Source organism: Type-D symbiont of Plautia stali (genome assembly GCF_001485335.1).
Taxonomy (GTDB): Bacteria; Pseudomonadota; Gammaproteobacteria; order Enterobacterales; family Enterobacteriaceae; genus Pantoea; species Pantoea vagans_C.
In genome coordinates this window covers 1-14,383 of sequence record NZ_BBOC01000046.1, presented here as the reverse complement: position 1 = coordinate 14,383, position 14,383 = coordinate 1, and the positions used below count along the sequence as shown (strand labels likewise).

Genomic DNA, 14,383 nt, shown 5'->3' with positions numbered 1-14,383 from the left:
AATTTACCGGAAGTAATGGAAATAATATGAACGTTATTAAAGCTTATGCGGCACAGTCTCATGATGCTCCTTTGCGTCCTTTTTCAATCCCTGCCAAAGAGGTTGGAATAAGCGATGTCGCTATCGAGATTCTGTTCTGTGGTGTTTGCCACTCTGACTTACACGCCGCTCGTGGTGAATGGCCAGGCATTCGTTTTCCAATCGTGCCTGGGCATGAGATTGTTGGACGCGTAAAAGCGGTTGGTGATGGCGTAACTAAACATAAAGTCGGTGATATCGTCGGTGTCGGCTGCATGGTTGGAAGTTGTCGACATTGTGATTCATGTGATGATGGCCTTGAGCAGTACTGTGAAGGCCCTCATGGCTGGCAGCAGACCTACAATGGCTGGCTTGATGGCTCCGGTGAAAATACCTACGGAGGCTATGCGGCAGCTATCACCGTTGATGAGCATTTTGTACTAAAGATCTCCCATACTGAGAACCAGCTTGCAGCCGTAGCGCCTCTGCTCTGTGCAGGTGTCACGACCTGGTCCCCGCTACGTCACTGGAACGTCGGCCCCGGTAAAAAAGTGGGTATCGTTGGTATCGGCGGGCTCGGTCATATGGGGATTAAGCTGGCTAAAGCGCTAGGCGCACACGTGGTTGCCTTCACCACCTCTGAATCAAAAGTTCAGGCGGCAAAAGATTTGGGCGCAGATGAAGTGGTTATTTCCCGTAATCCGGAGGAGATGAGCGCTCACAATAAGTCTTTCGACTTTATTCTGAATACGGTAGCGGCTCCTCATAATCTCGATGCCTTCATGACTTTGCTTAAACGAGATGGCGCGATGACTATGGTCGGTATTCCCGACAGCCCGCATCCATCACCTTCCGTCGGTAATCTGGTATTCCAGCGCCGTTCGCTGGGTGGATCTTTGATCGGAGGCATCGCTGAAACTCAGGAGATGCTCGACTTCTGTGCAGAAAACGGCATCACGTCTGATATTGAAATGATCCAGATGGACGAAATTGAAGTTGCTTTTGAACGCATGAAGAAAAGTGACGTTAAATATCGCTTCGTTATTGATATGGCTACTATTTAACGACCGTTACGGTTAGCTTAAATTTTATTGAATACTGTACCCTTCAAGCGCGGCTGTCTGGTCGCGCTTGTTATAATTCTCAGTAAGTATATTCAAAAAAAGAATAATCTCTTCGCTATAATTCAAAGGTGCCTTGTGAATAATATTAAAGAGTCAGTCGTGTATTCTCTGGCAAGTACTGGTGTGGTTAAAAAGGATATTGTTGATATCTGGGCAGTAATAAAACGATTTAACAGCTTATCGGAATGGCATCCGGCGATAGATGCAAGCTTTATCGAGGACGGAAAATCGGAGTTGGAAGTAGGCTGTATTCGTAACGTAACCCTTGTAGGCGGCGCTACAGGACGGGAGAAGCTTGTAAGCAGAGACGATGGAAAATTTCAGCTTGTTTACTCATTTGTGAGCCCACCTTTACCCGTTGATGGATATATTTCTACGATTCAGTTACTTCCAACACACCTCCAAGGTCACACACAAGTTATCTGGTCCTCATCGTTTAAATGTGAACCTGATTCTGTAGAAGATATGAAAAACATCTTGGAAAATGATGTTTATATTGCAGGTATAAGCGCATTGAAAATGCGCTCCATCATTGTATGAATAATGCCATGTGATTAGTAAAGCCCTGAATGGATTAATGTTGCTGCAATGATCTCACATTATCTACTGATAGGGCTTTAATTTTACAGATTACACTCCCTGTAATAAAGCACATCAAAATTAAAGCATTACAAATAACATTCCCGTTCCATTCATCAAACAATAATCCTTTTCATCCGTAAAAAAAATATTATTGATTTTGACATTCAGTTAAATAAAGCCAGCACCTTAGATGCTGTAAGCAAAACATCCGCTTTACGCTCATAGCGGAGCACCTGAATTAAATAAGTTGTTAGTCATTTCGTAAACGGGTTATTGACAGGGCATTACATAGCACACCATAATGTTACGTTATAACATAACATTATGGTGTGCTATGCAATCTTTTCTTAAGCTACTTGTGCCTGCGATCCTGATCTTCAATTGCTCGCCAGCAATGGCGACTGACTTTCCGTTGAAAGTTCGTAACTGTGGGTCCATCGAAACATTCCAGCAACCGCCAAAGAGAGTAGTGACGATCGGTCAACACGAAACTGAACTCATGCTGTCGCTCGGGCTGGGTAACAAAATTGCTGGCACGGCAGTTTGGTTCGGTCAACTACCGCCTGAGCTGGAGTCGTCCGGTAAAAAACTCATGCGCATCGCTGACAACTCCCCCGGTTTTGAAGCGGTGGTAGCCCGGAATCCAGAACTGGTCATGGCGCAGTACAGTTGGCACGTTGGACCTCAGGGCGAGGTTGCGTCGCGCCATCAGTTTGAGCAACTGGGTATTAAAACATGGATTTCACCGGCAGATTGCGAAGGTAAATCCGTGACAGCAATGTCAAATGGTGACGGCGCGCGCACGACACCATACTCCCTCAACGCAATTAATGACGAAATCACTCAGGTCGCCCAGATCTTCGACGTTACACAGCGCGGTGAAGAGCTAAAGAATACTCTTGCTCAGCGCGTTGCTCAGGCACAAAAGCAAGCTGCAAGACTCAATACCAAACCACTTAAAATTGTGTACTGGTTCTCCAGTACACGTCTGCAAGGCGATCCATGGATTGCCGGTAACCTTGGTGCGCCTGGCTGGATCACCCGTAGCCTCGGCATGAAAAATATCATTGATTCGCCAGATGAATGGCCATCTGTCACATGGGAGCACATCGTAAAATCACAACCTGACATCATCGTCATTGCCAGCATGGACAGAAGGTTGTATCCCGCTGATGATGCTGCAGTGAAAAAAGCTTTCCTTGAACGGGACCCTGTCACTCGCGAAATGAATGCAGTAAAGCAAGGGCATATCGTGGTGGTACCCGCCATGTCATTAAACCCCTCACTGCGCAATGTTGATGCGCTTGAGCAAATCAGCCAACAAGTGGCTGCTTTCAAATAACATGGACATGACGAACTACAAATCCTTATTAAAATTGAGCTGTTTACTGCTTGCAGGCTTATTAAGCCTGCCACTTATGATTCTCTTATCTGCATCCCTCGGCGATATACCGATTTCAATATCCACCACTTCACGCGCCATTATGAATGGCATGGGATTAGCAAATTACAACCTTAATCTCGTTGAAGCAGGGATCGTCTGGCAATATCGCATGAGCCGTGCTCTGATGGCGGCGTGCAGCGGCGGAGGACTGGCTATTTGCGGTCTGATTTTGCAGTCTCTGCTAAAAAACCCGCTTGCTGAGCCTTATTTACTGGGGGTATCTGCGGGTGCATCCACAGGCGCGGTTCTGGTTATGCTGTTAGGGATGGGCGGCGGAATTATTACCGTCGGAGGTGGCGCATTTATTGGTGCCTGCCTCGCCTTTGGCATCATCCTGTTACTCTCTGGCGGAATGCATAGCAAGACGGGGCGTATCATTCTGGCAGGTGTCGCTGGCACTCAACTCTTTAATGCATTGACCTCCTACATAGTCAGTACATCAGCCAATGCAGAGCAATCGCGCGGAGTCATGTTCTGGTTGCTGGGTAGCCTGAGCGGAGTACGCTGGGCTGATGCCATCATGTGCTCTGTGGTCGTGCTGGCCGGTTTGCTGATGACGTTATGTTACGCACGTGCGCTGGATACATTTGCCTTCGGTACCGAGGTTTCTGCCACCCTTGGCACACGCATTCAGCATGTGCGTTTTATCCTGCTGCTGATAACAGCACTGATCACTGCCGCAATCGTCAGTGCAATCGGGGCCGTAGGATTTGTGGGGCTGGTTATTCCACACGTTACGCGGATGCTGGTCGGGCACCGGCACCTCATCACCATACCAGTGGTATTTTTGGCTGGTTGTCACTTCATGATGCTCGCCGAAATTATCTCAAGAACGCTAATCACACATCAGGTATTACCTATTGGTGTTGTAACCGCCCTGGTCGGCGCCCCTGCTTTTGCTCTCATCCTTTACCGTCACAGAGGAAACTAAGCGTGGCTATTTCCGTCGATAACCTCAACGTCCAGCTCCAGTCCCGCAGTATACTGTCCGGAATTCGCTTCCAGGCCGCGCAGTCTCAGACTGTCGGCCTACTGGGACCTAACGGCTCTGGTAAATCAACGCTGATGAGAGCCTTAGCCGGACTTACTCCTGCAACCGGCTCCATTATACGCATCAGTGGCGAACTGCTGAGCCAGTTGCCTCGCAAGAAACTTGCCCGCAAACTCGCGTTCGTTCCTCAACATGCTGAAGCTGAAGCTGAGTTGAACGTGAGAGACATCATTGCCCTGGGCCGCACTCCTCACCGGGGCATGTTCGACGTTTGGACAGCAGAAGACAGCGCAGCAGTGAATGACGGCATTGCATTCATGCAGCTGGAGAATCTGCTCGACAGGCAATGGCATCGTTTATCGGGTGGTGAACGACAGCGGTGTCAAATCGCCCGCGCACTGGCTCAAAAGCCGGATGTGCTTCTGCTGGATGAGCCGGTCAATCATCTGGATATTCAGTTTCAACTCGAGCTCATGCGTTTAATTACCGCCCTCCCGATTACCGTCGTCATCGCCTTACACGACTTGAACTTGGCGGCAAAATACTGCCAGCATCTGGTAATACTTAAGGAGGGGAAAGTAATCGCCACCGGCGCGCCAAACACCGTACTTACACCCGAACTCATCCATAACACATGGCGAGTTAAGGCGCATATTAATCCAACCTCCACTGGAACACTTAATATTCAGTACGCGTAAAGCCCTATTGGATTACGAACCGACAATATTCTCCGCAAAAAGGTGTTGTGTATTACAGCGCTATGCCTGGTTACTATGTCAGCTTTTCGCTCTAAGGCGCCGTTCTGTTGCCTCTCAAAAAGGACCAGCAACCCCCTGACTCAAGCTACAATCGGATAGATCATCGAATTCATCTGTTAATCCTACCCAATGACTCGCCTCGGGTGAGCATATTGCAGGTGCATTAGTCTCCAATAAAAAACAAAGGCCGCTTTGGGCGGCCCTTAATCTCTTGTCAGTGCTTATTTAGTCAATTCTGCAGAAATATAGGCGCCGTTATTGAAGCGGGCTCCGGTAATTTTGTATGAAGCACCGACCTGATGTGCCTGAGCAGCAATCTGCGCTTCTGCAGCATCCAGGGTTGAGGCTGAAGCGGTGACGCTCTGAGCAAAGCTGGCAAATGAAACAACTGAAAGTGCGATAACTGCAACGAAAGTTTTGATGTTTTTCATGGTCTGTTCCTCAATGATTTATTTAGTTTTTAAGGCTATCTGCCTCGATGAATTAATCATGCGCTTACAAGCCTGGGTTTAAAAGCAAAGAGATTTATCGAAAACATTCAAAAAATATGAACGAATTGTAGATGCGTGTTTGCCGTATTAATCCATAAAAAAACCCGCCATTTAGGCGGGTAAGAGTGAGCCAGAATTTCAATCATGCAGAGGCGTAGTGACGGGATTGACAACACCGGTTAGGTATCAGCGCGCCTGAACCTGGACGACGTTCCCCTGCTGGCTGCCGTCGCTTTTGGCAATCACAAGGTAGCGACGTTCATCCGCGTGTCGGGCATCTACGATCTGCCGTATCGGGCCAACCGCGTTAACAATGGCCGCACCAGCAGGGTTAGTCATAAAGCGCGTCAAGGGTTCCAGTTCACCGCTGCCGTCGGCTCGCGATGACAATGCCAGCAGGTAAGGTTGTTTGGGTTCTAAACCTGTCGCCGATGCCTGAAGAACCTGAGTTATCCCTTGTTCAAACAGTGAAACTGTTGTCGTCGGCTGCGTGTTTTTGGTGGCACCCACGCTTTTCAGCTGGAGATGCACTGCCTGGCCGGCAATCCCCAGTGGCTGCAAGCCCTGCATGCCATCCCCTTGCAGCACAGCACCGGGCACATAGGCAACCGCTTGCGGCGCCTGCCCAATCGGGATGGTAGCCACCACCTTGTAAGTCGCCGTATCAATGGCTGCGAGCGCATCGGCATTCTCCAGACCGACGTAAATACGCTTCCCGTCACCGGATGGCCACAGGCCGTGCGGGAGATTTCCGACCGGGATGGAGGCCACCTGCGAGAAGTCATCAGTTCGGTAGACGTTGACTCGGTTCAGACCACCGACCGTGACCCAGGCAAAACTGCCTTTCGCGTTTTCGACGATGTTGACGTGATTGGTGATGGGGCCGGTATCCAGCGTTTTAATAATGTTGAATGGCGGTCTTGCGTTAAAGACCTGCACTTTCCCCGTGTCCTTGAGGGTAAACCACACCTGTTTACCATCTGGCGATGCCGCGATGTTAGGACAGAACGGGCTTGCCTGTTTCACCGAGCCGACAATTTTGTGCGTCCTGACGTCAACCACCACGGTCTCCGGGTTAAACGAAGAGCAGACGTAACCGTACCGCCCGTCAGGCGAAAAGATCTGCATGCCCGGACCGCCAGGCACTTTAATGCGTGTCTTCTCTTCACCGCTGCTGGCATCAAGTACCGAAACGTAGTCCTCGCCACGGACCGTCACCCACACTTCTTTTCCATCCGGCGTAAAGAACGCTTCGTGCGGAGAACGTCCCACGTAGGTGATATGCCTGACGGTGTTCGTCGCAGTATCGATAAAACTCACCGAATTTGAGCCAATCGAGACCACAACCAGCGTTTTACGATCCGGTGAAAATCCCATACCGTGTACCAACACCTGGCCTTTGTACAGAGGGCTGAGGTTTGCCGGCTGGGGATCGCCCAACCGGATAACGCCGAGCAACTTATTACTGGCTGGATCGGTGACGGAGACCGTATTCGAGAACTGTTCCGCGGCATACACACGGTCATGGTGGCTGAGGGGGATCTCGGCGGCTGCAGCACTAAAGGGAGCCTGGCCTGCCATCGCGGGCAAAGCAGAGAGCGCGACAGCGGCGGCAAGTCCGGTCCTTAATAACGTTTTCATTGCATCATCCTGTTCAGTGGGGGTCTGTCAAAAGGAGAATTGGTGAGATTTATCAGGGCGTTGCACCCTTTACTGGCGCAATCTGGTCGGGAGCCGCCAGCGCGGGTGGCAGCGGTTTGTTCAGTGCCTGATACATAGCTGTGATCTCCTGCTGCTGGGTGACAATGATTTCCTGTGCGATACGGCGAAGCTGCGGATTAGTGCCGTAGCGGAGTTCTGCGATGGCCATGTCTATCGCCCCCTGATGGTGCGGAGCCATCATCGCCACAAAATCATCATCGATGTTGCCAGATGGCTTGACCTCCATGGCTGTCATCATTCGGTCCATCGCTGTTTGATTGTCCTGGATGAATGCGGATTCAGCAGCGCCAGACTGAGCAGCCTGATGTGCGTGATCCTGAGCTTCAACATCCGCCATAAATAACAGCACCATCAGGAAAGGAATTAATTGATATAACTTCATACGCATGCGTGCCTTTATTCCAAAAAATGAAAAGGAAAATGCGGCGAGAGAGTAAAAACACATTAAATAGCGTGACCACCTCATAATTAAATGAGGTGGCTGGCTCGGATGACCTACGACTGAATAAATTCCAGCAAATCCTGGTTAAGTTGATCCTGATGGGTTGCCGCCAGACCGTGAGAAGCGCCGGGATAAATTTTCAGTTCGGCATGCGGGATAATCTCAGCAGATAACAGCCCAGAGTGACCGATCGGGACGATCTGATCATCATCACCATGAATGACCAGTGCTGGCACGGTGATTTTTCTCAGATCTTCGGTGTAATCCACTTCTGAGAACTCTTTAATACAGGCGTACTGACCGACAATTGAACCGGCCATGCCCTGATTCCAGAAGCTCAGGCGCAGGCCTTCATTGATCTCTACGCCTTCGCGATTCATCCCGTAGAAAGGGATAGCGAGGTTGAGATAAAAGTCCGAACGGTTATCAAAGACACCTTTGCGAATGCCATTGAACACCGCCATATCGGTGCCTTCAGGCCACTCAGCTGATGAAATCATAATGGGCGGAACCGCGCCAACCAGCACCACTTTTGCTACGCGAGCTTCGCCATGGCGCCCGATGTAATGCGCGACTTCACCACCACCGGTCGAGTGTCCAACCAGCACCGCATTTTTTACATCCAGCTCATTCAGCAGCACGGCAAGGTCGTCGGCATAGGTGTCCATGTCATTGCCGTAAGATGGCTGGTCGGAGCGACCATGACCGCGACGGTCAAGCGCGATCACACGATATCCTTGCTGCAACAGGAAAAGCATCTGCCCATCCCAGGCATCTGAACTCAATGGCCAGCCGTGTGAGAAAATAACCGGCTGCGCATTTTTGTCACCCCAGTCTTTATAAAAAAGACGGGTTGTGTCAGGTGTGGTAATAAAGCTCATTTTTGGATTCTCCGTTGATGATGTGCAGGTTATTCCTGGCCTGACGTCATACCAGAATAAATAAATATCGTCTTATATAACGACATTTATTCATCTTTCTGATATGCATGGCGCAAGGCTGTCCACCGACAAAATAAATAATCATGTCGTCGTGGTTATTAATAATTGAGAAGGTCTGTCTGGTAGTGAATTAAATCTGCGCTAAGCCGCCGTCTACATATATTTCCGCTGCGTTAATAAAGCTCGCATCATCAGACGCCAGGAATGCCACGGTTTTACCGATCTCTTCCGGTTCACCCAAACGACCTAAGGGTACGCCGGCGGCGAGTGCATCAAACAAACCCTGGCGGTGCTCTTCCGGTACAAGACCGCCCAGACCTGGGGTACGGACAGGACCCGGGCTAATCACATTGACGCGGATGGCACGATCCTTCAGATCAAGCGCCCAGGAGCGTGCCAGATTACGCACGGCGGCCTTGCTGGCGCTGTAGACACTGAAGCTGGCGGTACCTTTTGCCGCAGCGGTCGAACCGGTAAGGATGACGGAGGCACCGTTGGTCAACAGCGGAAGCGCCTTCTGTACGGTGAACAGCACGCCACGCACGTTAGTGCCAAAAATTCGGTCAAAATGCTCTTCAGTGATGGCGCCGAGCGGCATCATGTCACCGCCACCGGCATTCGCGAACAGTACGTCAAGCTTTCCTGAAGCGCTGGCAATCGTAGAGAACACCGTATCGAGATCGCTCAGCACTGAGGCATCCGCCCGGATCCCGGTGGCTGATGGTCCAATCAAGGCCACGGCGGCATCAAGCTCCTCCTGACGGCGGCCGGTGATGTAGACTTTTGCACCCTGCTCCGCCAGCTCCTGCGCTGAGGCGAGGCCAATACCTGAGCTACCGCCCGTCACTAACGCAATCTTGCCTGCAAGTTTTTTATTCATGGTGAAACTCCTTTCTAAGTTTAAATTGGCTTTTAAAGTCATCGGGTTACCGCGCAGTTCACGCTGCTGAGTTCGGTAAGCACTGTAACGTCATTAATGAGTGCGAAAAAATGCACGAATCCGGAAAACACTTTCCACACAGGTGGATAATAAAAAATCGGGCAAATTCGTCGCGTTATTTATTGAGGAAAACACGCGCGCTGGTTAAGCGGCCCGCGCTGACCGTGAACACATCCTCACCCCGCACCAGAGTCGGATTGTCTTTTGGGCCATAACCCCAGGTCACACGGGCAAGACCGTGATTCCACTCGACAGATGCCGGGGTAAAGATAAATCCCGGATGCTGTGCCTGAATTTTACTGATGGCAGCATTCACGCGGTCCGCCCCTGTGTTCAGTCCGGCATAATCGGCAACGAAAAAGTCTGCGGAGTACACCGCGGCAAACGCTTTCTCTCGTTCAACGGCATCGGTGTTATTCCAGATAGCAAAGTGGCGATCGATCAGCTGCTGCAGGCCTTCGGGTGCGATTTGAGCCGTCGTGATGTTCATGGTTGTGTTCTCCGCTAATACGTTATGTGACCCGGCCAGCAGTACCGCCAGCAGCAGGGATTGGGTGAATACCTTTTTCATGTTTGTGTCCTCTGTCAGTTTGCTGCTTTCGCTTTGCCTACCAGCTCAATCTGCGAGCCCCATGGCGTCAGGAAATAAAACCACTGAGTGCCGTCGGCGTTGGTCACTGGCTCATTCAGGGTTTTCAGTCCGGCTTTTTGGATCGCCTTAAAACTGGCGGGCACATCCTGCGTTCTCAGGGCGATATGCGTTGCCGCATCATCATCCTGATGAGGACGTGTATGGCCGATTTGCGCACCGCTGTACTGGAACAGTTCGACTCCGGTGCCATCAGCCAGACGCATCATGACAAAACGCTTGAGGTCACTGGACTGGTGCCAGTTAAACGCGGCTTTCCATGCATCCGGGATAGCGCCGGGGGTGATGTCCGATTCAATCTTGGCGCCAAAGGTGGTCTGGAAAAACGCGATGGCCTTAGCCAGGTCAGGTACGTTGATACCGGCGTGGTCAACGCCTGAGATGGTGACCAGCGGTGCAGCGTCAGCGCTGAAAGCCGGAGCAGAGAGGCTGGCAGAGCCCAGCAGCAGAGAAGAAGCAAACAGCGTTGAAGCGATACGTTGAGTTTTCATGTCTTATATTCCTGTGATAAGTGATTCAGCTCATTGACGACAGCGGTTGTTGTCGCGATGGAATAAGCATATCGACGTGCGACGACTTTCAAAATAGAATGATTTGAAACTCATCATTGCAGATTTGAAATGAACAGATTCCCCGATTTCGAAGGACTCGCGATGTTTGCGAAAGTGGCAGAGGAAGGTTCTTTTGCGGCGGCAGCCAGAGTGATGGGGGTTTCCGTACCCACCGTGTCACGTGCCGTTGCTCGCCTGGAAGAGCGGCTGGGCGGCCGGCTGTTTAACCGGACCTCTCGCCAGTTGGCGTTAACGGAGTTTGGTCAAAGCATGGCGGCAAAGGCGTCAGAGATGTATCGCCAGGCAGAAGAGGTGGAAAGCGAAGCCCATGAACTGTCAGTGCAGCCTCGTGGTCAGGTGCGCTTAGCGGTGCCCATGTCGTTTGGCTTACGCTGGGTCGCCCCTTTGATGCCAGAACTTATCCGCCAGTTCCCGGATCTGAGTGTCGATCTGCATCTGTCCGATGCCTCAGTCGATCTGATTGCCGAAGGCTTTGATGCCGCGTTACGTATTGCCGCATTACCGGACTCTTCGCTGGTGGCGCGCAGGCTGTGTGCCGTGACGCAATATTTGGTGGCCTCACCGGCTTATCTCGCTGAGCAGGGTGTACCGCAGCATCCGCGTGAACTCACTTCCCGGCAGTGCTTCAGTTATGCCTATCGTGCCAGAAGCCAGGTATGGCGCTTCACGCATGATTCCGGCGCGCAGGAAGATATTGTCCCGAGCGGACCGTTGCGCGTGACCAACTCTGACGCCCTGCTGCCGCCCCTGCTGGCGGGCTTAGGGATTGCGGAACTGCCAGAATTTATGGCCGCGGAGTATCTGAAAGATGGTCGCCTGTTACATCTGCTGGATGAGTGGTCAATGACACAAGGCGGGCTCTATTTTGTCACACCCACTTCCCGCAGCCGGCCGTTGAAGGTCAAGGTGCTGTCAGACTTCTTTGCCAGACATCTCAGTGAACCTGAATGGCGCTGGCCTAAGTGATAAGCGCTACCATTTCATTTATGAAATGATGACTTTCATTCTTTGCTGTTTTGATTACTCCTGAGTTTCATTATTGTTGCTTCACGCCGCCGACACTCGTCCGGCACTGAAAACAGGAGCACTCTTATCATGAAAACTGCCGTTCAATTACTCCAGAACTACCTGGACAGTATCCAGGATCCTAAAGCCGCCGCGACCCTTTTTGCCGCAGATGGCTTGTTGGAACTGCCTTATCTGCAAACGCTCGGCCTGCCGCACAGAGTGCAGGGGCCGGCTGAAATCGAACACTTTATCGCCGGATTGCTGGTTAAAATTCCTGATTTCCGCTTCCGCAATATCCAGTTCTTTATCGATACCCCAGCACAGGCTTTTGGCGAATACAGCGTGGAAGCCGAACTGGTGGGCACCGATCGGGTATACAAGCAGACTTATGCCGGGAGGTTGGTTGCTGAAGGGGGCAAAATCAAACTGCTGCGGGAGTCGCTGGATACCCTCGCCGCATGGCGTGCATTCAGTGGCGAGCAGTCCGCCTGAAGCGGTTTTTGCATTCGATTAAAAATAACTGGAGATAAAAAATGAGTATTAATACAGCTGACACACGCATTTCTTCTGCGGGCGATCATGACAAAACCCAACCGACTGAAATCATCGTCAGCGCTTACTATCGCGTACACCCTGATGACCGCCAAACCTTCATTGATGCTGTAAAGCCTGAAATGCAGGCAGCACAGCAGCTGCCTGGCTGTGTGTTTTATGCCTTCTCTCAAGACCTGGTGAATCCAGATGCTTTTCATCTGTCAGAGGGCTGGGCGGACATTGAAGCCTATGAGCGACACGAACACTCAGAGACATTCCTGAAAGCGCTGGCGACCGTGGTGAAACATGTCCGCATCCTTAATCGTGAGGGTATTCGTTACGACGTGGCGAAACAGCACATTGATGATCCGCGGGGTAAGGTTTCAGCCTGATTGCCAGGACTGAGTTTGACGGTGAGAAATTGCTCAGCATCAATGAGAACAAGTGCGAATGTCTGCTGATCGCTCATAGCTGCCGGTCAACTCGGTAGAAAACTGTCTCTGTTTTCTGATGGAGATGACCAAGAAAAGAGCAAACAGGCAGTCAAGTAAAATCCTAATTGGTAGTCAAGTGAATGCAGATAACCAGTGACGTTATTAGCCGCCAAAGCAGTCGTGCTGGTTAAAGTCTGTATTGATAACAGTTTACTCATCCTCCGGTGCAACAGACTTGCGGATTTGCGTGTGATTTTTTCTCTGGGTATGAGCCTGACAGCAGGAATACCTCCTTTTGCGCGATTTGAATCTGCACCAGATTTTTATGTTTATTCAGATAAACTGGTCAGCATTAACATTAACGTTATGTTTTATATTATTATTTTGACAGACAGGAACCATTCGAGGCGAGGATCTTTTCGCAGATTTCAGGGGCGCTTTCTGCTATAAAAGGTTCATACATTTCAAGGTTGAATGATGGAAACACTATGAATGTAAGTGAAGCAGCACTTCTGAAGTCCGGGTTTAGTCAGGCAGACCTGCAAAAGCTGAAGAACAATGTAGCTAACTATGGGGGAACGCTGGATTCAGCAACTCATGATCTTGCAAACCGCTTCAACGCCTCAAAGTGGATTACTGTCACCGCTTTAATCATATTGATTCTCACCCTGGTAATTGCATCAAAAAGCACCAGTATCACTCTGGGGATAACGTTAGCGATTGTATTACCTTTTATATGGTACATAACTCCACTTAAAATGGGATATAAATCCTGGCGTTACAGAAGATCGCTGGTTACTTCTGAACCGAACCAGAAGCAGAGATAAGGTCGAATATGACTTTAGCCTTAACGCCATAGCCCACGATTTGCATGGTGAGTTCTGGCTGGCTCATACTGCTGACTTTCCTGTAATAATCCGCTGGCAGATACCGGAATAAACGCCAGGCACCAGGGCGCCTCAGCAGGCCGAATACGCTGTAAGCACTGGCAGCAAGCGATACTGATTTATAGACTCCCAACCCGCTGTTTCGGCTGAATCCCATGAATTGTGCTGAAGACATCGCGGCGTCGGCCACCAGACCTTCAGAGGTTTTATCGTCCATGGCATAATGTGCCACCTCTTTGCTTATGCTGTTCGCTGCATCGGTAACCAGAACGGCTCCGATCAGAACCCCCACAGGGGTCATGGAACCAATCAGGGTCAGGCCAGCAGATAATTCAAACCCAGACAGCACAACATTTACAGCAGAAATAGCGTACCCGACTATCTTGTTATTTTCGCGGATAAAATCTACCTTGGCGTAAAGCCTTGCTGTCTTCATGCGCAACATCCGCGCCTGTTCTTCAAGACTGACCGTCTCTGCCCTGAGATTCTGGATGCACGCCAGACACTCATCGTCAGATTTTGCCCGACGTGCGGCGGCGAACTGTTGCTCGACCACCTCTTTAATTTCCTGCACAAACTTCATCCGGGTCATACCATCCCGAAGATGGAAAGATGACAGCTTGTTGGCCGTATGAATCAGCTTTCTGGCTTCCAGATTGACCATTGTGTCAGCCCAGGCTTTATTTCTTCCACCTGAGTGCATCCTGTCCAGCAGTGCGGTATCCATCAATTTCTCCCTGTATACGCTGCAATCGATAATACCCCGTTAATTTGAGCTGTAAACCGTCGGCTTATCATGAATTATGCGGGTTATGACACGCCAGTTATTATCATCCGTGACAATCG

The 14,383-nt window shown here is 50.5% G+C and carries 17 protein-coding genes; 9 read left to right on the top strand and 8 right to left on the bottom strand.

What is annotated here, in order from left to right:
• The first annotated feature begins 26 nt into the window (after positions 1-26).
• The 5 genes from PSSD_RS15320 to PSSD_RS15300 all read left to right on the top strand — a co-directional run bounded on the left by PSSD_RS15320 (position 27) and on the right by PSSD_RS15300 (position 4,857).
• Entirely contained in the window at positions 27-1,082 is a 1,056-nt protein-coding gene (locus PSSD_RS15320; protein ID WP_058972807.1) for an NAD(P)-dependent alcohol dehydrogenase, read from the top strand.
• A gap of 135 nt (positions 1,083-1,217) precedes the next feature.
• Entirely contained in the window at positions 1,218-1,682 is a 465-nt protein-coding gene (locus PSSD_RS15315) for an SRPBCC family protein (RefSeq protein ID WP_058972806.1), read from the top strand.
• A 376-nt stretch (positions 1,683-2,058) separates the two neighbouring features.
• Positions 2,059-3,066: an ABC transporter substrate-binding protein gene (locus PSSD_RS15310; RefSeq protein ID WP_058972805.1), complete on the top strand. Its 1,008-nt coding sequence runs from the start codon at positions 2,059-2,061 to the stop codon at positions 3,064-3,066.
• 7 nt (positions 3,067-3,073) lie between these two features.
• Positions 3,074-4,099, top strand: a complete 1,026-nt coding sequence (locus tag PSSD_RS15305) for a FecCD family ABC transporter permease (RefSeq protein WP_058972835.1) — start codon at positions 3,074-3,076, stop codon at positions 4,097-4,099.
• 2 nt (positions 4,100-4,101) lie between these two features.
• A complete protein-coding gene (locus PSSD_RS15300) occupies positions 4,102-4,857 on the top strand; it encodes an ABC transporter ATP-binding protein (protein WP_058972804.1) in 756 nt (251 codons plus the stop codon).
• 281 nt (positions 4,858-5,138) lie between these two features.
• On the opposite strand, the gene PSSD_RS15295 is transcribed toward PSSD_RS15300, so the two are convergent.
• From PSSD_RS15295 to PSSD_RS15265, 7 genes are all read right to left on the bottom strand, one after another.
• Positions 5,139-5,348: a DUF1471 domain-containing protein gene (locus tag PSSD_RS15295; RefSeq protein WP_058972803.1), complete on the bottom strand. Its 210-nt coding sequence runs from the start codon at positions 5,346-5,348 to the stop codon at positions 5,139-5,141.
• A 246-nt stretch (positions 5,349-5,594) separates the two neighbouring features.
• Complete coding sequence (locus PSSD_RS15290) at positions 5,595-7,049, bottom strand: YncE family protein (RefSeq protein ID WP_058972802.1); 1,455 nt, start codon at positions 7,047-7,049, stop codon at positions 5,595-5,597.
• Between the two features lie 52 nt (positions 7,050-7,101).
• Positions 7,102-7,512 carry a DUF305 domain-containing protein gene (locus PSSD_RS15285; RefSeq protein ID WP_201023821.1) on the bottom strand — a complete coding sequence of 137 codons (411 nt, stop codon included), beginning with the start codon at positions 7,510-7,512 and terminating at the stop codon, positions 7,102-7,104.
• A 113-nt stretch (positions 7,513-7,625) separates the two neighbouring features.
• Positions 7,626-8,453: an alpha/beta fold hydrolase gene (locus tag PSSD_RS15280; RefSeq protein ID WP_058972801.1), complete on the bottom strand. Its 828-nt coding sequence runs from the start codon at positions 8,451-8,453 to the stop codon at positions 7,626-7,628.
• A gap of 190 nt (positions 8,454-8,643) precedes the next feature.
• The gene (locus PSSD_RS15275; protein ID WP_058972800.1) at positions 8,644-9,393 is read right to left on the bottom strand and encodes an SDR family NAD(P)-dependent oxidoreductase; all 750 of its coding nucleotides are present in this window, start codon (positions 9,391-9,393) and stop codon (positions 8,644-8,646) included.
• A 175-nt stretch (positions 9,394-9,568) separates the two neighbouring features.
• Complete coding sequence (locus PSSD_RS15270; protein ID WP_153011444.1) at positions 9,569-10,024, bottom strand: nuclear transport factor 2 family protein; 456 nt, start codon at positions 10,022-10,024, stop codon at positions 9,569-9,571.
• Between the two features lie 14 nt (positions 10,025-10,038).
• The gene (locus PSSD_RS15265; protein WP_058972799.1) at positions 10,039-10,593 is read right to left on the bottom strand and encodes a VOC family protein; all 555 of its coding nucleotides are present in this window, start codon (positions 10,591-10,593) and stop codon (positions 10,039-10,041) included.
• 162 nt (positions 10,594-10,755) lie between these two features.
• On the opposite strand from PSSD_RS15265, the gene PSSD_RS15260 reads away from it, so the two are divergent.
• From PSSD_RS15260 to PSSD_RS26640, 4 genes are all read left to right on the top strand, one after another.
• Positions 10,756-11,640 (top strand): LysR family transcriptional regulator, encoded by an 885-nt coding sequence (locus PSSD_RS15260; RefSeq protein WP_235589237.1) that lies wholly within the window; start codon positions 10,756-10,758, stop codon positions 11,638-11,640.
• 129 nt (positions 11,641-11,769) lie between these two features.
• Entirely contained in the window at positions 11,770-12,174 is a 405-nt protein-coding gene (locus PSSD_RS15255) for a nuclear transport factor 2 family protein (RefSeq protein ID WP_058972797.1), read from the top strand.
• 41 nt (positions 12,175-12,215) lie between these two features.
• Entirely contained in the window at positions 12,216-12,608 is a 393-nt protein-coding gene (locus PSSD_RS15250; protein WP_058972796.1) for a putative quinol monooxygenase, read from the top strand.
• Positions 12,609-13,138: 530 nt separating this feature from the next.
• Positions 13,139-13,477 (top strand): hypothetical protein, encoded by a 339-nt coding sequence (locus PSSD_RS26640; protein ID WP_039337500.1) that lies wholly within the window; start codon positions 13,139-13,141, stop codon positions 13,475-13,477.
• On the opposite strand, the gene PSSD_RS15245 is transcribed toward PSSD_RS26640, so the two are convergent.
• Positions 13,446-14,264 carry a DUF4225 domain-containing protein gene (locus tag PSSD_RS15245; protein WP_058972795.1) on the bottom strand — a complete coding sequence of 273 codons (819 nt, stop codon included), beginning with the start codon at positions 14,262-14,264 and terminating at the stop codon, positions 13,446-13,448. The two genes, PSSD_RS26640 and PSSD_RS15245, sit on opposite strands and share 32 nt — an antisense overlap.
• Positions 14,265-14,383 lie beyond the last annotated feature (119 nt).

Excerpts from the sequence above, each read along its gene's own strand:
- PSSD_RS15260 (WP_235589237.1), top strand. The coding sequence starts at position 10,756 with ATGTTTGCGAAAGTGGCAGAGGAAGGTTCTTTTGCGGCGGCAGCCAGA.
- PSSD_RS15320 (WP_058972807.1), top strand. The coding sequence starts at position 27 with ATGAACGTTATTAAAGCTTATGCGGCACAGTCTCATGATGCTCCTTTG.
- PSSD_RS15245 (WP_058972795.1), bottom strand. The coding sequence starts at position 14,264 with ATGGATACCGCACTGCTGGACAGGATGCACTCAGGTGGAAGAAATAAA.
- PSSD_RS15270 (WP_153011444.1), bottom strand. The coding sequence starts at position 10,024 with ATGAAAAAGGTATTCACCCAATCCCTGCTGCTGGCGGTACTGCTGGCC.
- PSSD_RS15295 (WP_058972803.1), bottom strand. The coding sequence starts at position 5,348 with ATGAAAAACATCAAAACTTTCGTTGCAGTTATCGCACTTTCAGTTGTT.
- PSSD_RS15290 (WP_058972802.1), bottom strand. The coding sequence starts at position 7,049 with ATGAAAACGTTATTAAGGACCGGACTTGCCGCCGCTGTCGCGCTCTCT.
- PSSD_RS15280 (WP_058972801.1), bottom strand. The coding sequence starts at position 8,453 with ATGAGCTTTATTACCACACCTGACACAACCCGTCTTTTTTATAAAGAC.
- PSSD_RS15285 (WP_201023821.1), bottom strand. The coding sequence starts at position 7,512 with ATGAAGTTATATCAATTAATTCCTTTCCTGATGGTGCTGTTATTTATG.
- PSSD_RS15275 (WP_058972800.1), bottom strand. The coding sequence starts at position 9,393 with ATGAATAAAAAACTTGCAGGCAAGATTGCGTTAGTGACGGGCGGTAGC.
- PSSD_RS15310 (WP_058972805.1), top strand. The coding sequence starts at position 2,059 with ATGCAATCTTTTCTTAAGCTACTTGTGCCTGCGATCCTGATCTTCAAT.
- PSSD_RS15255 (WP_058972797.1), top strand. The coding sequence starts at position 11,770 with ATGAAAACTGCCGTTCAATTACTCCAGAACTACCTGGACAGTATCCAG.
- PSSD_RS26640 (WP_039337500.1), top strand. The coding sequence starts at position 13,139 with ATGAATGTAAGTGAAGCAGCACTTCTGAAGTCCGGGTTTAGTCAGGCA.
- PSSD_RS15250 (WP_058972796.1), top strand. The coding sequence starts at position 12,216 with ATGAGTATTAATACAGCTGACACACGCATTTCTTCTGCGGGCGATCAT.
- PSSD_RS15265 (WP_058972799.1), bottom strand. The coding sequence starts at position 10,593 with ATGAAAACTCAACGTATCGCTTCAACGCTGTTTGCTTCTTCTCTGCTG.
- PSSD_RS15305 (WP_058972835.1), top strand. The coding sequence starts at position 3,074 with ATGACGAACTACAAATCCTTATTAAAATTGAGCTGTTTACTGCTTGCA.